The organism is Bartonella sp. TT29SHDZB (genome assembly GCF_042193395.1).
Classification (GTDB): domain Bacteria; phylum Pseudomonadota; class Alphaproteobacteria; order Rhizobiales; family Rhizobiaceae; genus Bartonella.
The window spans coordinates 190,276-213,980 of record NZ_JBHILQ010000002.1; the positions used below are offsets into that span (position 1 = coordinate 190,276).

20 protein-coding genes are annotated in these 23,705 nt (G+C 37.7%); 11 read left to right on the forward strand and 9 right to left on the reverse strand.

Features of this window, described 5'->3' with window-relative positions; translation table 11 throughout:
• Nucleotides 1–42 precede the first annotated feature (42 nt).
• A complete protein-coding gene (gene rpsR / locus ACFIJJ_RS01990; protein ID WP_012754957.1) occupies nucleotides 43–291 on the reverse strand; it encodes a 30S ribosomal protein S18 in 249 nt (82 codons plus the stop codon).
• The gene (rpsF, locus tag ACFIJJ_RS01995; protein WP_375645773.1) at nucleotides 291–698 is read right to left on the reverse strand and encodes a 30S ribosomal protein S6; all 408 of its coding nucleotides are present in this window, start codon (nucleotides 696–698) and stop codon (nucleotides 291–293) included. The genes rpsR and rpsF overlap by 1 nt, the downstream gene beginning before the upstream one ends.
• A gap of 344 nt (nucleotides 699–1,042) precedes the next feature.
• Between rpsF and ACFIJJ_RS02000 the strand changes: the two genes are divergently transcribed.
• The 7 genes from ACFIJJ_RS02000 to gmk all read left to right on the forward strand — a co-directional run bounded on the left by ACFIJJ_RS02000 (nucleotide 1,043) and on the right by gmk (nucleotide 7,465).
• Nucleotides 1,043–1,630 (forward strand): undecaprenyl-diphosphatase, encoded by a 588-nt coding sequence (locus tag ACFIJJ_RS02000; protein WP_375622195.1) that lies wholly within the window; start codon nucleotides 1,043–1,045, stop codon nucleotides 1,628–1,630.
• A gap of 77 nt (nucleotides 1,631–1,707) precedes the next feature.
• On the forward strand, nucleotides 1,708–2,652 hold the full coding sequence (gene fabD, locus ACFIJJ_RS02005; RefSeq protein ID WP_375645775.1) for an ACP S-malonyltransferase: 945 nt from the start codon (nucleotides 1,708–1,710) through the stop codon (nucleotides 2,650–2,652).
• A gap of 18 nt (nucleotides 2,653–2,670) precedes the next feature.
• Entirely contained in the window at nucleotides 2,671–3,408 is a 738-nt protein-coding gene (gene fabG, locus ACFIJJ_RS02010) for a 3-oxoacyl-[acyl-carrier-protein] reductase (protein ID WP_375622193.1), read from the forward strand.
• Between the two features lie 273 nt (nucleotides 3,409–3,681).
• Nucleotides 3,682–3,918, forward strand: coding sequence for an acyl carrier protein (locus ACFIJJ_RS02015; protein ID WP_004860281.1), 237 nt, complete (start codon nucleotides 3,682–3,684; stop codon nucleotides 3,916–3,918).
• A 101-nt stretch (nucleotides 3,919–4,019) separates the two neighbouring features.
• Nucleotides 4,020–5,282, forward strand: coding sequence for a beta-ketoacyl-ACP synthase II (gene fabF, locus ACFIJJ_RS02020; RefSeq protein WP_375622331.1), 1,263 nt, complete (start codon nucleotides 4,020–4,022; stop codon nucleotides 5,280–5,282).
• A 97-nt stretch (nucleotides 5,283–5,379) separates the two neighbouring features.
• Nucleotides 5,380–6,489, forward strand: coding sequence for an endolytic transglycosylase MltG (gene mltG / locus ACFIJJ_RS02025; protein WP_375622192.1), 1,110 nt, complete (start codon nucleotides 5,380–5,382; stop codon nucleotides 6,487–6,489).
• Nucleotides 6,490–6,787: 298 nt separating this feature from the next.
• Complete coding sequence (gmk, locus tag ACFIJJ_RS02030; RefSeq protein ID WP_375622191.1) at nucleotides 6,788–7,465, forward strand: guanylate kinase; 678 nt, start codon at nucleotides 6,788–6,790, stop codon at nucleotides 7,463–7,465.
• 29 nt (nucleotides 7,466–7,494) lie between these two features.
• Here the strand turns inward: gmk and rsmA are convergent, their stop codons facing one another.
• From rsmA to lptF, 6 genes are all read right to left on the reverse strand, one after another.
• A complete protein-coding gene (gene rsmA, locus ACFIJJ_RS02035) occupies nucleotides 7,495–8,325 on the reverse strand; it encodes a 16S rRNA (adenine(1518)-N(6)/adenine(1519)-N(6))-dimethyltransferase RsmA (protein WP_375622190.1) in 831 nt (276 codons plus the stop codon).
• Nucleotides 8,316–9,329, reverse strand: a complete 1,014-nt coding sequence (pdxA, locus tag ACFIJJ_RS02040; protein ID WP_375645776.1) for a 4-hydroxythreonine-4-phosphate dehydrogenase PdxA — start codon at nucleotides 9,327–9,329, stop codon at nucleotides 8,316–8,318. Before pdxA ends, rsmA begins: the two co-directional genes overlap by 10 nt.
• Nucleotides 9,329–10,285, reverse strand: coding sequence for a SurA N-terminal domain-containing protein (locus ACFIJJ_RS02045; RefSeq protein ID WP_375622188.1), 957 nt, complete (start codon nucleotides 10,283–10,285; stop codon nucleotides 9,329–9,331). Before ACFIJJ_RS02045 ends, pdxA begins: the two co-directional genes overlap by 1 nt.
• A 109-nt stretch (nucleotides 10,286–10,394) precedes the next feature.
• Nucleotides 10,395–12,755 carry an LPS-assembly protein LptD gene (locus ACFIJJ_RS02050; RefSeq protein WP_375645777.1) on the reverse strand — a complete coding sequence of 787 codons (2,361 nt, stop codon included), beginning with the start codon at nucleotides 12,753–12,755 and terminating at the stop codon, nucleotides 10,395–10,397.
• On the reverse strand, nucleotides 12,756–13,847 hold the full coding sequence (gene lptG / locus ACFIJJ_RS02055) for an LPS export ABC transporter permease LptG (protein WP_375622186.1): 1,092 nt from the start codon (nucleotides 13,845–13,847) through the stop codon (nucleotides 12,756–12,758).
• On the reverse strand, nucleotides 13,844–15,034 hold the full coding sequence (gene lptF / locus ACFIJJ_RS02060; protein ID WP_375622185.1) for an LPS export ABC transporter permease LptF: 1,191 nt from the start codon (nucleotides 15,032–15,034) through the stop codon (nucleotides 13,844–13,846). Before lptF ends, lptG begins: the two co-directional genes overlap by 4 nt.
• A gap of 403 nt (nucleotides 15,035–15,437) precedes the next feature.
• Here lptF and ACFIJJ_RS02065 point away from each other — a divergent pair, with 403 nt between their 5' ends.
• Genes ACFIJJ_RS02065 through ACFIJJ_RS02075 form a run of 3 tightly spaced genes read left to right on the forward strand, consistent with a single transcriptional unit; the run spans nucleotide 15,438 to nucleotide 16,316 of the window.
• Nucleotides 15,438–15,884, forward strand: a complete 447-nt coding sequence (locus ACFIJJ_RS02065; RefSeq protein ID WP_375622184.1) for a DNA polymerase III subunit chi — start codon at nucleotides 15,438–15,440, stop codon at nucleotides 15,882–15,884.
• Nucleotides 15,884–16,063: a hypothetical protein gene (locus ACFIJJ_RS02070; protein ID WP_375622183.1), complete on the forward strand. Its 180-nt coding sequence runs from the start codon at nucleotides 15,884–15,886 to the stop codon at nucleotides 16,061–16,063. Before ACFIJJ_RS02065 ends, ACFIJJ_RS02070 begins: the two co-directional genes overlap by 1 nt.
• Entirely contained in the window at nucleotides 16,053–16,316 is a 264-nt protein-coding gene (locus tag ACFIJJ_RS02075) for a hypothetical protein (protein ID WP_375622330.1), read from the forward strand. The genes ACFIJJ_RS02070 and ACFIJJ_RS02075 overlap by 11 nt, the downstream gene beginning before the upstream one ends.
• Here the strand turns inward: ACFIJJ_RS02075 and ACFIJJ_RS02080 are convergent.
• Nucleotides 16,313–17,602: an MFS transporter gene (locus ACFIJJ_RS02080; protein WP_375622182.1), complete on the reverse strand. Its 1,290-nt coding sequence runs from the start codon at nucleotides 17,600–17,602 to the stop codon at nucleotides 16,313–16,315. The genes ACFIJJ_RS02075 and ACFIJJ_RS02080 overlap by 4 nt on opposite strands.
• Nucleotides 17,603–18,175: 573 nt before the next feature.
• Here ACFIJJ_RS02080 and bafA point away from each other — a divergent pair.
• Nucleotides 18,176–23,686, forward strand: coding sequence for a BafA family autotransporter (gene bafA / locus ACFIJJ_RS02085; RefSeq protein ID WP_375645778.1), 5,511 nt, complete (start codon nucleotides 18,176–18,178; stop codon nucleotides 23,684–23,686).
• Nucleotides 23,687–23,705: the final 19 nt, after the last annotated feature.

Consider the following 23,705-nt stretch of genomic DNA (forward strand, 5'->3'; position numbering starts at 1 on the left):
CAACTGGAGAAACTCTCCAGTTGCTAGAGCGTATTAGATTGTTTACTTTATAACGTACGGCAGTAAGCCTAAAAAGCGAGCACGTTTGATAGCATTAGCTAATTCACGCTGTTTTTTCTGACTAACAGCAGTAATCCGTGAAGGAACAATTTTCCCACGTTCGGAAATATAGCGTTGTAACAACTTGATGTCTTTATAATCAATTTTGGGAGCATTGGTCCCTGAAAAAGGACATGTTTTACGACGACGATGAAAGGGGCGACGTGCAGAGTTTTGATTAGTGTCAGTCATCATTCTACCTCTTCTATAGCATTTTCACGTTGACGACGTGGAAAACGAGGACGCTCTTCATCGTGTCCAATGTGACTACTGCGATCAAGGTGTGAGAGCATAGCAGATTTTTCTTTTTCGTGTTTTTCTACGCGAATGGTCATATAACGCAAAATATCCTCATTGATGCGCATTTGACGCTCCACTTCAGCAATTGCTGAAGCTGGTGCATCAATATTGACCAAGACATAATAAGCTTTACGATTTTTACGAATACGATAAGCAAGAGGACGAAGTCCCCAATTTTCTATACGCCCAACTTTTCCACCATGTGCTTCAATGACACCTTTGTAGAGACTCAAAAGTTCATCAACTTGCTGCGGTGCAATGTCTTGTCGGGCAAGGAACATATGTTCATAAAGAGCCATTGTTTTGCCTTTCTTCAATTAAATTTCACCGGTTTTAGCGCAAAGCCTCTGCGACTTGTCTTTTTTGGAAATCCAAAGAAGAAAGGACGCGTTTACAATTCGAGACATCTCAGAGCGGAGACACGGGAGGCCGGAAACATTGTATTTCCTACTGATTTTACAGCCCTCCGTTCAACCTCCGGCTAAAGTGCCGGCAACGAACACTTCATATCTACAAGTTATCTTTTAAAATAGCAAGTTTACGTACATAAAAAAATTGATTTATTAAATCTTGATATATTTTCAATATATTCTCTCTTCTACAAAGAGATGGTGCTGTACACTATAAGAATAAGGAGAGAAAAATGGGCTTTTTAAACCAGATTGATGTTACACTCTTTGAAATGTTTGTCGGCAATCATCAATCTTGGTCGATTTTAGTTTTGTTTAGTATTTTTTGTGCAAAGTTTTTAATTTATATTATTCCTCTCCATCTTTGTGCGTTGTGGTTTTGTGGTGGGGAGAGGGAGCGATGTGTCGTGCTAAGCATTTGCATGAGCATTTGTGCATCTCTTTTCATAGGTTATCTCATTTCTCTTTTTTATTTCCATCCTCGCCCATTTGTGGTAGGGTTGACGACACCGCTTATTCAACATCGTGCAACAGCTTCTTTTCCTAGTAATCATGCCTTGACCATTGCATCTTATGCAGCTAATTTTTATTTTTACCGATACAAAGTTGCTTTTAGATTTGCCGTAGTATTTTTATGCTTAATCTGTTGGGCGCGCATCTTTGTGGGTGTACATTATCCCTTTGATATTTTAGCAGGGGCAATTTTAGGAAGTCTCATAAGTTTGGGTGTTATTCAGTTTATAGCACCTTATTTTCCTAAGTTTTTATATCAAATTCCGCCTTTAAAATATAATTTTAAGTGTGGTATTCGTTTTAAATAAAGGGCTTTATCTTGATTTGTGCGGATGAATAAGGTCAAAAGAAAATAATTTAATTGTACAGTTTTAGGAGTTGATAAATGGGTGCAGCTTTTATTTTTCCAGGGCAGGGGAGTCAACTTGTTGGTATGGGAAAGGCGCTTACAGAGCAATTTATTGCCGCACGGATGGTTTTCGAGGAAGTTGATGATGCTTTGGGTGAGAAATTATCAAAGATTATTTTTGAAGGACCAGCAGATGTTTTAACGTTAACAGCAAATGCACAGCCGGCATTAATGGCTGTATCTATGGCTGTCATTCGTGTGATGAAACAATTAGGGCTTCGTATAGAAGACAAGGTAAGATTTGTTGCTGGTCATTCTTTAGGCGAATATTCGGCTCTTTGTGCTGCTGATACATTTACTCTCACAGATACGGCAAGGCTTTTGCGTACTCGTGGCAATGCTATGCAGGCTGCTGTCGCGGTTGGAGAAGGTTCTATGGCTGCATTAATTGGTTTAGAAGAGCACATTGTGGAAGAAATTTGCAAAACTGTTTCTGGAGAAGGACTATGTCAGATTGCTAATGATAATGGTGGTGGGCAAATTGTTATTTCAGGTAAAGCAAAAGCAGTTGAGACAGCGGTAGAGATTGCATCAACAAAAGGTGCAAAACGTGCACTTCTTCTTCCAGTTTCTGCACCTTTTCATTCGTCTTTAATGCAGCCTGCTGCTGATGCCATGAAGAAAGCGCTTTTGACTGTTAATAAAATGGAACCTATTGTTCCTTTAATTGCCAATGTTTCTGTTACACCAGAAAAGGATCCAGAACGTATTGCTACTCTTCTTGTCCAACAAGTGACGGGGAGGGTGAGGTGGCGTGAAACAATAGAATGGATCGGGGCTAATGGGGTTGATACGCTTTTTGAAGTTGGTTCTGGAAAAGTATTAACAGGTTTAACGCGTCGTATTAACAAGGATATAAAAGGGGTAACTATTGGAACAGTTGATGAAATAGAATCAGCGCTAGGTATGCTTGGCGTTTAATCTATAAGGAGTTTAAAAATGTTTAAATTAACAGGGCGTAAAGCTCTTATAACGGGGGCATCAGGAGGAATTGGTGAGGCAATTGCACGCTGCTTTCATGCACAAGGAGCCATTGTTGGACTTCATGGAACACGTGAAGAAAAGCTTAGAGAAGTGGCAGCAGAATTAGGGCAGAATGTTTTTGTATTTCCCGCTAATCTTTCTGAACGCCAATCGATTAGACAATTGGTTGAAGTTTCAGAAAGAGAAATGGATGGCGTCGATATTTTGGTTAACAATGCTGGAATCACTAAGGATGGTCTTTTTGTGCGTATGCAAGATAAAGATTGGGATGATGTTTTAGAAGTTAACCTAACAGCTGCTTCTCTTTTGACGCGTGAATTAATACATTCTATGATGCGCCGCCGTTATGGAAGGATTATTAACATTACATCTGTTGTTGGTGTTGTGGGAAATCCTGGACAAACGAATTATTGTGCTGCAAAAGCAGGATTGATAGGTTTTTCTAAAGCATTGGCACAAGAAATTGCTTCGCGAAATATCACGGTCAATTGTATTGCTCCAGGATTTATTAAATCTGCAATGACAGACAAGCTTAATGAAAAGCAAAAAGAAGCCATTATGGCTGCGATTCCAATGAAGCGTATGGGAAGTGGGCAAGAAATAGCCGCTGCTGCTGTTTATTTAGCAAGCGATGAAGCCGCCTATATGACAGGTCAAACACTTCATATCAATGGTGGAATGGCAATGATATGAGTATTTATTTTATTCCACATTGATTTATGAGTTGTATTATTTTAGATAGTAACGATTGAAATGGATAGATGCATCTATTTCTTTAACATGGTCGTTGATCAATTGATGTCGGAATGTCAGATTGGTTCATTTTTTGATACGCTTTGTAGGGGATATCCACAGGATGTTTTAAATCATTACTAAAATCTTTTAAAGTAATGCATCTATTGCTTGATTAGATGAACCGATATAGTAAACCAAATTATAGGAAAATATAAATTCGAGGATTTCAACATGAGTGATACAGTAGAGCGCGTTAAGAAAATTATCGTGGAACATCTTGGGGTTAATGCTGATAAAGTTGTAGAAAATGCAAGCTTTATCGATGATCTAGGGGCTGATAGCCTTGATACGGTTGAACTCGTTATGGCTTTTGAAGAAGAGTTTGGGGTAGAAATTCCAGATGAAGCTGCTGAAACGATTTTCACAGTTGGCGATGCAGTCAAGTTCATTGATAAAGCTTCTGCGTGATTACTAAAGGGCAAAGGCATGAATTGCTTTTGCCTATATTCTTCGGAGCTCTTTTGAAAAAAGAGCTTTGAGAGGTGAAGTTTAGTTCAAGGTTAGAAGTTATGAGACGTGTTGTTGTTACTGGTTTAGGGTTGGTATCTCCATTAGCTGGTAATACTGAATATAGTTGGAAACGACTTCTTGAAGGGAGAAGTGGTGTCCGACGTATCACAGAGTTTGATGTGTCAGATTTGCCATGCCAGATTGCTGCGCGTATCCCCTTAGGGGATGGAACAGAGGGGACTTATAATGCTGATTTGTATATGGAACCTAAAGAGCAACGTAAAGTTGATGCATTTATTGTTTATGCAATGGCTGCTGCTAACCAAGCGCTTGCAGATGCCGAATGGTTTCCTAAGAGTGATGAAGATCAGATTTGTACAGGTGTGTTAATTGGTTCGGGAATTGGGGGAGTTGAGGGCATTGTTGAAGCTGGTTATACGCTTCGTGATAAGGGGCCACGTCGTGTTTCTCCTTTTTTTATTCCAGGTCGTTTGATTAATCTTGCTTCTGGTTATGTGTCTATTCAATATGGTTTACGGGGGCCTAATCATTCTGTTGTAACGGCTTGTTCAACAGGGGCACATGCGATTGGTGATGCGGCACGTTTGATTATGTTTGGTGATGCAGATGTCATGGTGGCAGGGGGGACGGAATCTCCAATAAATCGGATATCTCTTGCAGGTTTTGCAGCTTGTAGAGCTCTTTCTACTTGTCGCAATGATGATCCTGAACGGGCGTCCCGTCCTTATGATACTGATCGTGATGGTTTTGTGATGGGGGAAGGAGCGGCCGTTGTTGTTTTAGAAGAGCTGGAACATGCCAAAAAACGAGGAGCGCGTATTTATGCTGAGGTTATTGGCTATGGTTTATCTGGTGATGCTTACCACATTACAGCGCCTTCAGAAAGTGGTGAAGGGGCTCAGCGTAGTATGATAGCTGCTCTTAAGCGTGCACAAGTGAATGTGAGTGAACTTGATTATATTAATGCTCATGGTACATCTACGATGGCTGATTCCATAGAGCTAGCAGCTGTTGAGCGTGTTTTAGGGAGTTATGCACCACAAGTTTCTATGTCATCAACGAAATCATCTATTGGGCATTTACTTGGGGCAGCCGGTGCTGCTGAGGCTATTTTTTCTATTTTAGCTATACGGGATAATATAGCCCCAGCGACACTTAATCTTGACAATCCATCGATTGAAACGAAAATCGATCTTGTACCACACAAACCGCGTGAACGAAAGATTGATACGATTCTTTCTAATTCTTTTGGGTTTGGTGGAACAAATGCATCGTTGGTGATGCGACGTTTTAGAGGATAATAAGTATTTTTATTTAATTTCTGCTTTTGAGTTTTCTACTTTATTATTAAGGTGAATGAGAAATTATAATATTATCCTTAATCGCTATTGAGGGGTTATGTCCGATGTGAAGAATGGAAAACCATTAAAGGACGTAAGTGATTCCTCTTCGAATCATTTAGCAGATAGTTATGACATGTTAATACATAAAAAACGAAAGAAATCATCTATCGTCCGTAATCCGTTGGTCATTCTCGGTCATTTTTTTCTTATGCTGATTGTGATTATTCTTTTTGCCATAAGTATTCCTCTTTATATTGGAAAAAGTATTTTTGAAGAAAAGGGAAAGATTGAGGAAGAACAAATTGTTCTTATCCATCCTGGTACCGGAATTCGTGAAATTGCTTCATTGCTAGAAAAACGTGGTTTCATTCGATCATCAGATATTTTTGTTTATGGGGTTGGTTATCACCAAAAAACAACGCATCTGAAGGCTGGTGAATATTTAATTCCAGCTCATGCTTCGATGCAGGATATTATGGATATTCTTGTGAAAGGAAAATCTATAGAGTATACATTTACAGTACCTGAAGGTTTAACGGTTCAGCAAGTTTTCGATCGATTAGCTGCGAATGAAATTTTGATTGGAGACCTTCCAAAAATTTTGCCTCCAGAAGGCTGTTTAATGACGGATACTGTTCGTTTTATTCGGGGGACAACGCGTAAAGAGATTGTAAACAGATTGCGTGAAGGACAGACAAAATTAATTCATGCTATATGGGCTACGCGTTCACCCAATTTACCTATTAAATCAATTGATGAATTTGTTATATTAGCCTCAATTGTTGAGAAAGAAACGGGAATTGCAGCAGAAAGACCAATGGTTGCTGCGGTATTTTATAACCGCCTTACAAAGCATATGCGTCTTCAATCGGATCCAACAGTAATTTATGGTCTCTTCGGAGGAAAAGGAAAACCATCCGGTCGTGCAATTTATCGTTCAGATCTTGAGAAGGAAACACCCTATAATACTTATAAAATTAATGGTTTGCCCCCAACGGCTATCGCAAATCCAGGGCGAGATTCTTTGAAAGCGGTGGCACATCCACCAAGCAGTGATGCACTTTATTTTGTTGCTGATGGTTCAGGAGGACATGTTTTTTCTCGAACTTTAGAAGAACATAATATGAATGTTCGCAAGTGGCGAGAATTAAAGGCAAGACATTGAATTTATAATGATAATGCATCTTTTTCATTGTAAATGAGAATCCAAAATATAGTAAAATTTTTCTATTTAAACTTTTTATGAGAATGATAAAAAATCATTTTCTTGTCTGTCACAAGTGGGATTAGCGTATGGATAAAAATATTTAAGAAAGAAGTGAATATACTTCTAATACCTTATCTCAAAAAGGAGCAGAATAACATTGAGAATTGCTAAGAAAACACATTGATTAGGGGAGAGGTTGAGATAATGTATAATTCAAATTTTGAAGAAACATTTATGAATAAAGTAGAGTGATGTAATGACAGTCTTTGAAAGTAAATTGAGTGCTATAAAAATAAATCAACGCCGCGGTTTTTTATTTATTCTCTCTTCACCTTCAGGTGCTGGTAAATCAACAATTTCTCGATTACTTCTAAAAGATGGACAATTAGAGCTTTCTGTAAGTATGACCACAAGGAAAAGGCGTCCTAGTGAAGTAGATGGGCTGCATTATCACTTTATTTCAAAGGAAGAGTTTGAATATAAGCGTGATAGAGATGAATTTATTGAATGGGCAGAAGTTCACGGGAATTATTATGGCACTTTACGTGAAACTGTTGAAAAGGCATTGAATACCGGCCGTGATATGCTATTTGATATTGATTATCAAGGTACCGAGCAGTTGCAAAAAAAGATGCTAGGAGACACTGTATCTGTGTTTATCCTTCCACCATCAATGAAAGAGCTTATTTCGCGTTTACATCGTCGAGCAGAAGATAGTCAAGATATCATCAATTTACGATTGGAAAATGCACGAACGGAGTTAAAGCATTGGCGTTCTTATGATTATGTTGTGATTAACGAAGATTTAGATCAGTCTTTATCTTTTATTAAATCAATTTATTTAGCTGAAACCGCAAAACGCGAGCGCTGTTCTTATCTTAGCTCTTTTGTTGATGGGCTTATTGCTGAAAAAATCAATACATGTTTTGATTAAAAAAGGTTGCATAACAAAAAATGCATTTTTTAGAGCACTAGATGCGCTAAAGTTACAAATTCGGAAACCGAGAGTGTTTCAGCACGGCGCGTTCCATCAATTCCAGCTTTTTCTAACAGCACTTCACCTCCAAGTGTTTTGAGATTTTGACGAAGCATTTTTCGTCTTTGCCCAAAGGCGGTTTTTGTGACGAGACTTAGTTTTTGTGCAGAGCAGGAAAGAGGTTGTGTTCGCGGAATAATATGAACAACGGAAGACGTTACTTTAGGTATTGGTATGAAGGCTTGAGGGGGCACATCAAAAGCAATTTTAGCAGCGGTACGCCAGCCAGTTAAGACACTAAGACGTCCATAGTGAGCAGATTGAGGTTTAGCTGTAATCCGTTTGGCAACTTCACGTTGAAACATCAATGTCATTGATTCATAAAAAGGAGGCCATGGTTCAGTCAAAAGCCAATTTAGTAAGAGTTGTGTCCCAATATTATAAGGAAGATTTGCAATAATGCGAGGCTTTTCTGGGCTTGTTTCAAAGAGTTTTGAGAAGTCTTGCTTCAGTGCATCATTACAAATAATTTTTAATTTTTGAGGATAGTGTTTTTCTATTTCTAAAAGAGCCGGTATGCAGCGCTCATCGCGTTCTATTGCTGTTACAATGGCACCCTTTGCTAGCAAGGCACGTGTGAGACCTCCAGGACCAGGACCAATTTCAAGAACAGGTTTTCCTTCTATATTGCCTGCTTGATGAGCAATTTTAGATGTTAAATTAAGATCAAAAAGAAAATTCTGCCCCAAGGATTTATGCGCTTGTAATCCATATATATCAATGACCTCACGCAGAGGGGGGAGATTATCTATTGGCATGGGTTTAAACTATTTTTTGCAAGTTGATTTGCAAGTTTAAGAGCAGCAATAAAGCTTTCAGGAGAGGCTATCCCTTTATCAGCAATGTCAAAAGCAGTTCCGTGATCTGGAGATGTGCGAATAAAAGGTAGACCTAATGTGACATTAACAGTGCTATCAAAGTCTAATGTCTTAACAGGGATAAGGGCTTGATCATGATACATACAAATGGCAGCGTCATATGCCTTTCTTGCGCATTCATGGAACATTGTGTCGGCAGGCAGCGGGCCTGTAATATTGAGTCCTTTCTTTTTAAGATATTCAATAGCAGGAGTGATAACTTCAATATCTTCTTTTCCCATTGCACCTCCTTCTCCAGCATGAGGATTAAGACCAGCAACAGCTAGTCGGGGTGACGTTATTTTAAAACGTGTTTTTAAGTCACATTCAGTAATAAGTACCGTTTGAATAATTAAATCACGGGTAAGCTGCGAAGGAACATTTTTAAATGGAATATGAACAGTTATTGGTACTGTTTTTAATCGGGGTCCTGCTAACATCATAACGGGATGATAACATTTATGAAAAGCTTTATGGGCTAAATCGGCTAAAAATTCTGTATGACCTGGAAATTGAAAACCGGCATCATAAAGATTCTTTTTTGCAATAGGACAAGTGATAAGTGCACATGCATGGCCCCTTTGAATCAATTGAACACAGCGTTTAATTGCTTCAATAATTCCAGCAGCATTATTCGATGAAGGTATACCTAATTGATCACTTTGTTTGTTTTTTAACGGGATGATAGGAAGAGCATTTTGAAAATTTTTTGCAGGATTATTGATTAAAACAGATTGCACCTCAACATCAATCTGTAAAAAACGAGCGCGCGAACGAATAACATCTGGATCAGCAAGAAGTACAAAAGGTGGAATTTGGCGCGTAACACGCAAATTCCACGTTTTTAGTACTATTTCAGGACCAATTCCGGCAGGATCACCACCGCTAACAATAAGAGCAGCCATTATGAATTTTGAATGCGTGCCCCTCGCCGCAGTTCTCCTAAATATTTGTCGCTTAATTCTTCAAGTTTTTGCGGGCTTCTTTTTTTACTATCTTGAAGAGAAAATATCAGTCGAGCGACATAATCATCAGAAACTCTTTTTATTTTGCAGACAGCAATTGCTTCGATTCCATCAGATGTTTCTTGTAATTTTGTCATTTTTCCAGCAGGCGTTTCAAGAATAGCTTGTTCCCATGCATTAGGAAGTTGTGGCTCCAGAAACTTTCCTAAGTGGCGGATAGTAACGTCTAAAATACCTCTTGCTTGATTGTGAGCATTGGCACATCCACGGAAATGTGCGCGAAAATTACTTGCTTCTCTTTGACGTTTTTCGAAGATCTCTGAACGACGATGTGCAGGAATGACAAAAACAATTCGCTGTAATGTATATTCGTTTGTTGAAGGTTTGACACCACCATTTTTTAATATTCTGCGTACAGCTTCTTGTTCGCTAATCATACCTGTTTCAGCTTGATAGCGTGCGCTAACAAGACGCCCCCATCCTATTTGTCCACGGATGTAATCTTTGAAGTGTTGCACAGTGATCTCAGTTTGGATCAGAATCTGGTTGAGCTGATCAATCGTCATATTATTTTGTGTCGCAAAATTCTCAAAAGCTCTATCAACTTCATCATTGCTTACTTCAATATTAAGACGTTTTATTTCAATATTTTTTAGCTTTTCGTCAATCAGCTCTTTTTTAGCCTGTGCCACCAAATTGCCTTGCTTTTGTTGTAGCCTGAGAAAAGCAAGGCGTCTTTGTATATCATAATTTGTGATGGGGTTTCCATTAACTGTAACAACAATAGAAGTCTGCGCAAAGACTGCCGGAATCAAAAATCCATTTATGAGCAGGCTGCTTACGCTCAAAGACGCAATATAAAATAAAGCAAGAAAACGCTTTTTTAATTTATTCATGTAAATAGGCTTTCGCATTGTTTATTAATTCTCATCAACAACTTAAAATACACGCTTTCTTTCATAAAAACAATGATAAGTTAAATGACTGATACATTCCCTTTATAAATTAATCTATCTTTTTTCCTATATCTGCAATTGTACGCAATGAAAGAGAAAAATTAAAGTTTTGCAAGGGTGCTTTTCTCCCTGGATTCGTTACCTGTTGATAACCGAATGTTAGCCCGAAACATTCATCTGTATAATTCAAGCTAATTCCTCGCTTTATAAATGTACCAGATACTAAATCATAACCGGCGTTGCTATTAATAGACCAATAATCTGCTAATTTAAGTCCTGTTTGAAAAGAAATTTCTTGGCGCTCTTGAGAATATTCATAATCTGGTTGCTTTGCGATATAGGCATATTGTAGAGCCGCCCAAAAATTTTGCCATTTTTGTGATGCTTCGATTTCACTACGGCGGATTTTTCCTGTTTTTTTGTCAAAGCGTCCACGCGTTTCTAAGGAAAAACCACTTTTATGGGTTGCACCAAACAGTGCAACATAGTCTGAACGTTTTTCCTCTAAGCCAGAATGGATACCTACATTAACAAAGTCTTTTTCTGCAAAAGAATTTTTTCCTGCCAGATGAAAGGATTGTCCAATGAGACCATAAAGAGACCAATTGTCATTAAAGCTTCCAGAATATCTTAAACCTATATTGGCTCTTGTGCCGCCTTCTACACGATCATAACCAGAAAATTTATCCCGTTGAAAGAGAGTGGTTGCATCAAATACAAAGCTTTGAGCATCTTCATTAGGAGTTTGTCCGATATATTGTTCATTATTGCGTATGAAAATTTGTGCGGTTGGTTCTATGATATGTGTAGAATGATCAGCTGTAATGAGAAAGGGATAGCGTAGTTCCAGCCCTGCTGTTGCCATGCCACGAATTGCTGAACCACGAACTTCTGATAATACATTGTTTTCTATAGAATCTGTGTGATTTTCGCTTGCATTAGTTGTAATGATATCGGCTCGTAGAGAGAGAAGAGGGGTTAAGATGAGTCCGTTGTGCGTGTTGAAGCGCTTTTTCCACTGAAGCTCGTTTGTTAAACGCAAACTATTTCCAGCCATACCAGAAAGTCTTACTATGTTGAGAGGGTTTCCGTTCTGGTCGGGTGAACTGAAGTCAGCATGGCGACGATAAACTGATTGCATATTACTATGGAAGGTGAGCTCTCCATTATAAATGGGTTCATCTGGTGTAAAAAAATAATCGATGTGTGGTAAGACCCACGCTTGCCGAGAGTGACGTTCATAATGAGGATCATTCAATATTGAATCTTGAACTTTAAAATGATAAAAACGCATATCAAAATAATTTTTTCCTGCAAGACCATTCAGATAGATCTGAGAAAGTTGTGTAGGATTGTTATAGTTTTCAATTTTATAGGCACGACTAAAATGCCGATCTGATTGTGCAAGAATATCCCATCCATAAGTCCAGTGTGAATTAATACGAAAATCCCCCTTTGTCGCCAGCATATAACGGTTTTTATGTTGGGCATCAATCGTATCATTATCAAATCTATGTGGTTTCATTTGATATATATGAGCAAAGCGAATGTTATAACGTCCCGTTTTTAAACGCTGACGCCATTCCCCTTCGGTTAAAAGCCCTTGTTGGGTATAAACCGTAGAAGAAAGGGTAAAATCATAATGGGGGGCGAGATTCCAGAAATAAGAATTCTTTATCCCCATACCGAGATAATCAGTATAAAAAAAATGAGGAGTAAGCAGACCGCTAGCACGCTTGACAGTTGGATCATAGATCTCAAAATTTGGAAATTTTATAATCGGTACACCAAAAACTTCAAAACTGCTATTTTCAAACCGAATTTTTTTGATGCTATTATTCCATATGATCTTTCTTGCTTTAATTTTCCATAGGACGTCTCGATCTGGTTTATAAGAGCAAGGTTCACAGGCTGTATAGGTTGCATTTTCAAAGACTGTTATGTGGTTGTGTTTGCGTGTAGCATTTTTGGCTGAAAAGTGAACATTGTTGGCTGTATCAATACGTAAGGCGTTTACAAAACCCTCGCCAAGATCTTTGGTCATATCAATTTGGTTGGAATAAATTTTATTACCATCCTTTTGAGTAATTTCAACGTTCCCTTGTGCTATAAGCCGTCCTGTTTTTTGATTGTAAATAATTTTTTGAGCGATAACTTTATTGCCATCATATTCGATTTGAACATTACCGTGTGCAGAAACAGTGTTTTCATCACGGTTGTAGATGAGTTCATCCGCAGAGAGCAAAAGAGGAGGTTCCGGATTTTGAATGCGACTTTGAGAAGGAGATAGAAGGCTTTGAGCGTGCGCACAATAAGACAAAGCACCTCCTAACATAACCCCCATAACACTTTTAAAAGCGAGAGCACTTAATTTTGTTAAAATAGTTTTTTTAAGTGTTAATGCTTTCACTTAGCCATCCTCTTTATGAAGTAAAAAAGAGATTCCTAAGAATAACGCAATAACAACGGGTGTCCAAGCTGCAATAATTGGTGGAATATATCCAGCATTACCAAAAGCTTGAACAAGTACGGAAATAACATAAAGCATAAACCCAGCTATTACGCCACCAAGAATCAACATTCTAGATTGCCCAAAACGTGTAAAATTTAAAGATACAGTTGCTGCAATGAGGGTCATTGCCACAAGCAATGCCGGTAATGCAATCAAAGATTGGAAATACATATCAAAATTATGAGCAGAATAGCCAAATGAACGTGCAATCATAATTTTTTTTGGCAATTGGTAAAATGGAATAGTTGCGGGATTCACTAAACGTTCCGTTAAAAATTCAGGTTTTAGATTGGTTTTTATTTGCAACACGGTAAATTTTTCAGGAGGATGCCCTATTTTATAGATTGTTCCATTTGTTAATAGCCAAAATCCATTAGTCAAGGTTGCTTTTGGGGCGTTAATCCAATTTTTGACGGTTGCATTGTCATTGTATTGTACAAAGGTTGCATCGAGAAGAGAAAGTCCTTGATCGGTGATAGATTTGGCACCAATGGTTGTTCTGCCTAAATTTGTACGTTGTGTTAACCAGTGGATACTTGTATTGTGAAGAGGTGTTAGTACATTGTGATTGCGCCATTCAGTCATCTTTTTTTCTGCTTGAGAAAATCCCCATGCAGCAAGTGGATTAATGAGAAGAATTGAAAATAATCCCAAAAGAAAAGCTCCAAAACAAGCTGGCATAAGAAATTGCCATGCAGAAACACCGATTGAACGCGTCACCACAAGTTCAAGTTTTTTGTTGAGCGAGATAAGTGTAGCCATTGCAGAAAAGAGTGCAATGAAAGGGATAAGTTGTTGCATGATAAAAGGGATGCGTAAAACAGAGAGGAAAAATGCATCTTTTGCTGTATAATGCGGAAGGGAAGATAGCCTACCGGAATTCTCTGTGAAATCGATTAAAAGAGCAAGAATAAAAATGCTTCCCCAGAAATAACAAGTTATTTTAAGATAACGTGTAAAAAAATATCGTCCAAGTGTCCACCCAATCATGATATTTTATCCGAGGAATCTTGAGATTTTCGATGTTCAAATTTGTTTATTATTTTTTGAAAAGCGATTTGAAGTATCTCATTAACTTTTGTGGGAAGCCCAATTTTATGATTCGTTAAAAGCATAAAAAAGACAAATGCACTTGTTCCTATGGGTATAATATAAAGGAGAGGAACATATGCAAGATCGCTTTTTGCTTTTTCTGCGAAAAAATATCCTATCCAATACACTAGAAAAGAAAGGGCAATTGCCGAGACATTTGCGGAATGACGAGCTTGTCGATGGGAGCGTACATCCCCTGCCGCTGCTAATGCAATAAGTGAAAAAACAATAGGGTAGAGCCATTGTGTTAATCTGCGGTGAAATTCAGCTTTATATTGGAGTGGTTTTCGTTGATAGTAGGGATCTTGTGGATCAGGGTTTTGTAAATAAGAAAGAGACCGATCTTTTGGATAAAGAGTAGGTGTTTTATCACTGGGGATAAACTCCCCTAGGCTAAAGGTGTATGAGCTAAATTGAACGATTGAAACGCTGTTATTTTGATGGTTGACTCTTTCTATTTCACCGTTATTGAGAACCAGAAAACTGCCATTTTTATTGCTCACAATGGATGCGTCTGTTGCATAATAAAAAAGATCAGTCGTAGGATCACGTTGGTCGGCAATGAAAAGGCGTTCAAGTGTTCCATTTGGATTTCGTTCTCCAATTTCTATGTAAAGGTTATTGGCAAGTTTTTGAAAGCTCCCTTCACTAATGAATAGATTAATAAGATCAAAATGAGCACTTGCTAGCATTTGTCGCATATGAAGACGCGCTTGAGGAACAACAAAATTAGCTATAGAAAAGGAGATACAGGATGCAACAATAGCAAGAAGAAGGATAGGTTTCCAAACAGTACTTTTAGGAAAACCAGAGGCATTGATGACAGCAAGTTCTGAGTCTTGATGCATTGCTGAGAGGATAGTTGTAACTGCGATCACTAATGCAAATGGAATGACAAGAAAAATAACAGAAGGGACCAATGAGAGTGAAAATTGTAAGACTGTGAGGAGTGTTTGTTTACTTGTTGTGAGAAAGTTTATCCGTGCAAGAATTTGTATAGTCCAACTAACGCCCACTGCTGCAATCATGACAGAACTAAACAAAACAAGGACACGTTTCAGGATGTAGAACTCAATAATACGCATAAATTGGGAAAAATCCTCAGTCTTTAATTCGATAGCAAATATTTACTGCTTTCGGTTAAAATGTAATAAAGTTCGAAAAAATATCCTTTCATGAATTGGATATTTTTACCAAATAAATAATATAAAATTTTCTATGAGGTCCTCTTTAAATTTTCCGTACATTATATTTTATTTTCAACTATAGTCTACAAAGAATCTAGAAGAATTTAGAAAATAACTTAAAAAACTTTTTTATTAACGTTGAAAATAAAAATTTTTGTCTTTTAAAGACATGTGCGAAAAAAGAATGCAGCTTAACCAAAAGAGATTTATATCTTGAACCGTTTCCTTTGTATTAGGGATATAGAAGGTTTTTAAAAAAAGATGTTAGCTTTTTTATAAAAAGTGATGAGGGCTTAAGAGGTTGGATATTTTATTCTATCATTTGACGCAGTCAACGCTGAAAGATATTTTGCCGACGCTTGTGGAGCGTGCAGTGGCTCATTTTGGTAAAGTAACAATACAATGTGTGAGTAAAGAGCAACGCGATTCTATAGATATACATTTATGGGTTTATGCTGATGAATCATTTATTGGACATGGAACTGAGTGTGATCAATATTCAAACTTTCAGCCTGTATTTCTTACGACAGGACAAGAAAATCCAAATAATTCAAAGATTCGTTTTCTCATAGAGGGAGCGGTTTGTTCGGACATTGATGCTTATCAACGGCTTGTCGTGATATTTGATGGTAGAAGTGAAGAGCAGTTGAATCTCGTTCGTGCACAGTGGAAGAAATATAAAATGGAAAATCATAATTTAACGTATTGGCAACAGACTGAAGATCGTCGCTGGGAAAAACAGGTTTAATGCGTCTCGTATCTGTTATTCTGATTTTTATAGGATTGGTGGGAATAGTAAATCCAGCACTTTTTATTGCGGAAGGATCAGGGGGAGGGCGTTGGGTTTTTATTGTGATTTTTCTTTTAGGCATGCTAAAGATATGGACTATAATTAAAAAAATGAAACGCCATGATGATGATTATTGATCGAATTTTGCTTGTTTTATGGGCTGTGATGTTGGCCTTCTTTTGCGTTTCGTGGTTGGGGACAACGCATATCTTATCAAAAATGTTTGCTGTTGCTTATATCAGTAATATTGCAGATTTTTTATTTTTCTTTTTGAGTGCATTGTTTGCGGGAATATTGTGGTGGAAAATACCTCAACCCCTATCTTTAAAAACAAAACTGGCAGCATTCTTGCCGCCAGTCCTTATTTTATTCTTCGTTATTATATTTTAGTTGGATATTTCATCATCTGTAAATCCGACGAAGCAAATCAGTGAAATAAAAGAAGCAAGAAGCAAATAATAACCGATATAAGATGTATCGAAATGTTGCACCAGATATTCTGCAATATAAGGCGCGAGAGAAGCTCCTATGATAGCAGATAAATTGAAAGTGATAGAAGAACCGGTATATCGAATTGCTGTTGGGTATGGTGAAGCCAAAACAGCACCAAGAGGACTGTATATCATTCCCATGAGAGACAAACCGATGACAGACATTGCAAGAACTCCTATAACTCCAGAATTTAAGAAATAAGGAATTGCGAAAGAATAAATACCGGTGATGATCGTAATCCAAATCATCAAAGTTCTACGTCTAATACGGTCAGCGAGTTTTCCAGTGATGACAGTAAAAATCCCACAAAAAATAGCACCGACAATTTCGATTTGAAGAGCTTGATGAAATGGCAATTGCAGATGGTTTGTTGAATAGCTTAACAAATATGTAGTAACCAAGTAAAACAAAACAAAAGTTGCCATACCAGAGAATATTCCAAGAAATAGGATTCGTGGACATTTTAAAAAGACATCTATGATAGGAACTTTGACATGTTCTTTACTTTCAAGAGTTTTTTTGAATTGAACAGTTTCATTAATTGAAAGACGGACCCATAACCCTATAATCATAAAAACAACTGAAGCAATAAAAGGAATACGCCATCCCCAAGCTAAAAGTTCCGCACGATCAAGGAAATGCAACAGAGCTAAATAAACAGCAATAGATAAAAACAAACCTATTGAAACGCCTAATTGGGGGAACATCGCATACCAGCCGCGCTTTTCTGGAGGGGCATTTTCTGTTGCGAGCAAAACAGCGCCTCCCCATTCTCCTCCTAATCCCATTCCCTGTCCAATACGGCACAAGGTTAAGAGGAAAGGGGCAAACCACCCTGCTATTTCATAAGTAGGAAGAAAACCAATAATGACTGTTGAAAGACCCATTGTGAGAAGAGAAGCAATAAGTGTTGCTTTTCTTCCAATTTTATCCCCAAAATGTCCAAAAACAACTGATCCAAAAGGGCGGGCAAAAAAGGCTGCTCCAAATATTAGGAAAGATTGTAAAATGGCAGTCTGATCATTTTGTGTTGGAAAAAACACATGAGGAAATATAAGAGCTGCGGCAGTGCCAAAGACATAGAAATCGAAGAATTCAATTGTTGGTCCAATAAGGCTTGCAAATAAAATTCGACGAGGGGAGTTTCTGTTGCTTGTAGCTTTCATTTCTGAGTTTATAGACATGAATAGAATGTCCCTTTCAGTATATGACAAATCAAATAACGAGTTAACTGACTATAACTATAGAAATTTCAAATCAGTGTCGAGTCAATATTATGACACTTCGTTATATATTAGAACAATGATTATGGACTGATGAGTATGAATAAGTGTTCTATATATTATCTAAAATGAATAAAATAAAGATGCTGCTTTAAATGCTGTAGAAGATGGCAATAGGTGGCTATAAACGCAGCTCTCATTCACATTGCTGTTTCCTTTAAAGTTTAATGCCATTTTTATCTATTAAGGGATCAATCTTATTCGTAGATCAGTGTTTAGTGTTTCAAAATATTAAAAAATTTTTCATGCATGTAATTATAACACTTTTAAAGCGTATCTAAAGAAAATTAAATCTTTTAGTTGTGCATACATTTTAAAACACAAGGTGTATATTTCGTCTATCAGAGCTTAATCCATCGAATGATTTGCTATCTTAAAAGACATGAGGTTGAGCAATTACGTTGTGTTGTTTTGGTCTATGCACTTTTTTTCTAAATGGGGGGAATTTAAATTTGAAATTATGGAGTGTGAATAATGCACCGCAAAATGAAATTAAGTTTTTATGCATTAATGACCAGTGGTTTTTTTGTTAAGATTGCGAGTGCAGATGAAGTAGCTACACCAAGAGAAAAGTTATTAACACCAGTAAGTATCAGTGAACATCTAGAAGAGACAAGAAAGTTGTTATTGGAAGTGAGAGGATTAAAAGAAAAAAAGGGGGGATCAAAAAGGATAGAGAATAAACAGAGAGCAGAAGGAAGTAATCCTTCAGAAGAGGAAAGGAAGAGATTAGAAAACCTATTCTTTGAAGTACTCACAAATTCAATAATTTATGATGATATTGCCGTTTATATTACTGACCGTGATTCTGAGGGCTCTGGTAAAAAAGTAAATAGCTTTAATTATGAAGACGCTGGATATTCTATCAATAATACGGTTCAGGAGGGTGGAAAACTTTACATTGATGCAGCAAGTGTTAGCAGGGATACGACAATTGAGCATGGTGGGATTGAGTTTGTCCAAAACTTGAGCATTTCAGAATATGCTACTGTTAAAAAAGGGGGGAAACAAATTGTTGAGAGTGGTGCAAATGCAGAAGGTGCTAAAATTTATGGTGGCGAGCAGATTATTTTTGGTAAGGGAAGTCTTGGATCTGGTTTGTTGCGTAAAGATAAGGCAAGTAGTGCTTATAACACCGAAATTTATGCTGAAAATGGAATGCTAGGACTACAAAGTGTCTATAGTGGGGGGATGGCTGTTGACACAAAGATTATGAGAGGCGGTGTCCAGAATCTTGATGGTAAAGAGAATTTTCATAACGGCTTCTCAGAAGATGCTGATACAGCCGATACAGAAGATGAAGATTTTACAATAAATGAAGGAGCTTTTGCACTTAGTACAGAACTTTTTAAAAATGGTGCGCAGAATATCTTTGCAGGAGGTAATGCGAGCGAAGTTACTTTATACGATAGAGCTATTCAGAATATATATGATTCTGGATATGCGGATAATCTAACAATTAATCATCAAGCAAGGTCATGGGTTTTTGCTGGTGCAATATTAGATAAGGATACAAATGTTAATGATTTTGGCAACCTCTATCTCTATGCTGGAAATGGTGAAGCTGTTACGGAAGTAGAAAATCTTAATTTAAATGGAGAAGATACCAAACTATACATTATTGCTGTTGAAGATAATGGTAAAAAATCTCAGGTTAATGTCCAGAATTTAACGGGAAGTGGTAGAGTTATTTTTACATCTTCTGGGGCTGATAAGCATTATTCTCAACTTAATATAGATGATCTTTCAGGTTCTTTACATTTTGATTTTAATGTCAACTTTGCCAAGCATCTTAGTGATTATCTTGTGATTAAAAAAAGGGGCTCTGGTTCTCACACAATAAGTGTGGCTGATTCTGGGCGTGAAATTACAAATTCTTCTTACAAAAAGCTTAAATTAATTTCTGATCATAGTGGAAACGCTCATTTTACTCTAACAAGCACTTTTGGTGAAAAAATCAGAGCTATTGATGCCGGAACCTATCGGTACAGTTTGAAACATAGAAACAATAAGGGTACTGGTAAAATTTGGTACTTAGATGCAAACCACACCATTGATGAGACAACTTCTCAAGTTTTTGATAGTGTATTGAAACCATATACTGGTTCATCAAGTGATTTACTTACAGAACTCACAATTGATCAAGGAACAACTGTTTCTATTGCAGATCCTAGCTTTGACACGAGTAGCAAGGAAGTTGATAGCAATGGAGAAACTTCAATTAGTAATACAGTTAAAGATGGTGGAAAGCTTTCCGTTTATAGCGGTGGTTTTAGCTTGTATACGACAATTCAAAGAGGTGGCTCTGAGCTTATTAAAACACAGGGTCTTTCACAGGATACTATTGTTCATAAAGGTGGGCAACAAAAGGTTAAAGAGGGGGGAAAAGCTGAAGGGGCTAAAATTTACGGTGGTGAGCAGTTTGTTTCAGGAAAGTCTGATATCAAAGGTGAGATGGTAAGAAGCAGCGCTTATGACACTATCGTTTCTGGTGAGAATGGAGTGCTAGGATACCAGAATGTGTACGATGATGGAGAGGTTTTTAACACAAAGATCATGGAAGGAGGGATACAAAATCTTTATGTAGAAGAGGATCTAAACGATTATAGCAGTTTTGCATTTGATACGAAGGTCTTTTCTGGTGGAGAGCAACACATTTTAGCGGGGGGAATCGCGATTGGCGTTCTTTTACAAGGGAATGCTTTCCAAGCAATAGATTTAGGAGGCTATGTAAAGGATTTAATAATTAGAGATCAAGCACAATCGTGGTTACATTTTGGTGCAACATTAGAAGGAAGCACTATGATTCATGATTCTGGACGGATTTATCTTTATGCTGGTGCAGAGCAGTCTCGTACTGAAGTAGAAAAAATTGTCTTAAATGGCAGAGATACAAAATTGTACGCGATTGCCTCTAATATAGATGGTGAAAGTTCTTTGATTGAGAATCTGAGTGGGAATGGAAGCGTTATTTTTACTTCTACCGTGTTTAATCCACATTACTCCAAACTTGAGATCAATGATCTTTCAGGGAGTTTACATTTTAGGTTGCATACTAATTTTGCAGAACAGCGCGGTGATTATCTTCTGATAAAACAAGGAGCAGGTCATCACACCATCAGCGTTATCGATTCTGGTGTTGAAATGACCAATTCTCTTCTACAAAATCAGAACTTAATTTTGGAGCTTGATTTAATTCATGTTCAAAGCGGAAATGCGCATTTTACTCTGACAGATTTTTCTGGTGAAGAGACGAGTACGATTGATGGTGGAGCCTACATGTATGGCTTAAAGACAAAAGATGATAATGGGGGAAAGACTTGGTCTTTGGCTACATCACAAATAACTTCTGCTCCTGTAATTCCTTCACCTCATGTGGAGTCGCCTATAGATAAGCTTCCTGAAAAAGAAGAAAATATGACATCGTCAAAAGATTTTAGTATCTCTGATGTAATTCATTACAGCATTGGGGAAGGAGGAGGAATTCTACAAAGATCTTTGCTCGGTGATGATAACGTAGTTTATGTCTCTGATGATGGAGAGCAAGGTGTTCTTAAGAAGTCTATTAATAATACAATTCAGGGATCAGGAAGACTTTATGTTGAAGCTGGTGGTTTCAGTAAAAATACAACCATTGAAAATGGTGGTACTGAGATTGTAGGGGAACAGGGGATTTCAGAATCTACGATTATTTACGAGGGTGGAAAACAAAGAGTGGAGGGGGGAGGCTCTGCATTGAGAGCTGAAATTTATGGTGGGGAGCAGCTTGTTTTTGGAGATGGGTATGTGGACGGTGGAATTGTGGGGAGCAGTGCTTATGATACGACAATTTATGGTCAAGGTGACACACTGGGACAGCAGAATGTATATGATGATGGGATGGCTGTCAGAACAAAAGTGATGAGTGGAGGAATACAAACTCTTGCTAAATGGTTTCCTAATGATGATAACTTTGCGGAAAAAGCCGGCGGTTTAGCTGTAAATGCTGAAATCTTTTCAGAGGGTGTGCAGCGTGTTTTAGCAGGAGGTGAAGCAAATACAGTCATTTTACGCACTGGTGGTGTTCAAGAAGTCTATGCAGGTGGAATTGTAAAGAATCTAACGATTGAAGGTAATGCTAATTCATGGATTTCTCTTGGTGCAATATTAGGAGGAGAAATAAAAGTTCAGGATTTTGGTGGGCTCTATCTTGATGCTGGAGACGATGGTCAACAAACTATAGTAGAAAACATTGAATTAAACGGAGAAGACGCTCAATTATACTCCGTTGCTCGTGGGTTTGACGACAAAAGTACACGCATTCAGCAGTTAAGCGGTGTAGGAAAAGTCATTTTTACCTCTTTTGAAGATGATTTATATTACTCTCAGCTTTACATTGATAATCTAGCAGGGAGTCTACATTTTAACTTTAATGTCAGCCTTGCAGAAGAAAAAGGTGATTATCTCTTTATCAAAAATGGCCGTGGTTCTCACACAATAAGTATTTTAGATTCCGGTATTGAAATTGTTGATCCTTCTTCAACAGAACTTGATTTAATTTTTGATCAAAGTGGTGGCGCACATTTTACCCTGAGAAGCTTTTCTGGTGCAAATGTTAAAACTATTGATGGCGGAACCTATACGTATGGTTTAAAACAGAGAATTGATGAGGATGGGGGTGAAAAAGTTTGGTATTTATCTGCAGTATTTATTGATAATGTTTCATTTCTCAACAGTTTACCACGTAGTAGAAGCAGATCTGTGCGGCATTTAAATCAAAATCAATCAGTTTCTTCTCTTTCAACGATTGCAGCACCACAAGCGCATGTTATTAAATTGCTACGTCGAAGAAAAAACCGCCAAAACTTGAGTCAAAGATCTCCAGCTTTTGTATCTCCAACTGTTTCCTCTCTTGGAAGTCACGTTATTGAAGTCTCAGGTCCAGCGAGTTCTCATCCTCTTTCTGCTGAAGAGCAACAAACTGCTGTTTCAGAATCTTCTCACTCTTTAGCCGATCAGATGATTTTGCGTCTAGTTCATAAAGAACAACCTTCTCCACAATTGAGTGAGACGCTTTCAGTTTCTCACTTTTTGACTACTCCCTCTACAGATGCGGTATTGTCTATGTCTGTAGCTCCAGCGATGGTGTTTCACAACGAAATGCAAACAGTGCGTGCGGGAAGAGGGATTCTAGATAAAAGTAAAAAGAATGCAGCTTTATGGACCTATGCGATTAAATCTAAAGAGAGTATTGCTGCAGAGCATATAGATTTTAAGTTAGATCAGACAGGTATTGTTTTAGGGATCAGTGGTTTAAGCGAATGGGAAAATGGAGAGTTTTATATAGGTGGTTTTGGCAGTTATGATCGTGCCCGTGTTGCGCATGCACGGGGTGGTACCAGTGGTATCAATACTTATGGTATTGGCGCTTATGTCACTTATTTGGATCATAGTGGATGGTATCTCGATGGTATTTTAAAATACAATCATTATCAAAATACTCTAAAAGCCGTTTCAACGAATGGTTTAGGGATTGAAGGAAGTTATACACAATGGGCGGTGGGCGCCTCCTTTGAAGCAGGTTATCGACTTCAGACGTCAAAGAACAGTTGGTTGCAGCCTTATGGACAATTTACATGGTTGCAAGTTGAGGGTAAAGAAATCAAGTTATCGAATGACATGACAGGTGACATGCGTCCATTTACTTCATTACGCAGTGAGGTTGGCTTATCTTTAGGATATGAATTTGGTTCTCGCATGGATTCTTCATCATTTGCGTATATTACAGCAGCATGGTTGCGTGAGAATAAAGATGACAATCAAACGTTAATTAATCAACGGCATTCATTTACCACGGACTTATCAGGGAATGCAGGTAAGTTAGGAATAGGTTTAAGCAGTTTAGTGAGTGAGAAGTTAAAGTTATATGGTGAGGCCTATTATATTAAAGGGCGTAAAACAAAACAGTCCCTTCAGGGAATTATAGGTGTACGCTATAGTTTCTAAGTCTATGGTTATTTTTTAG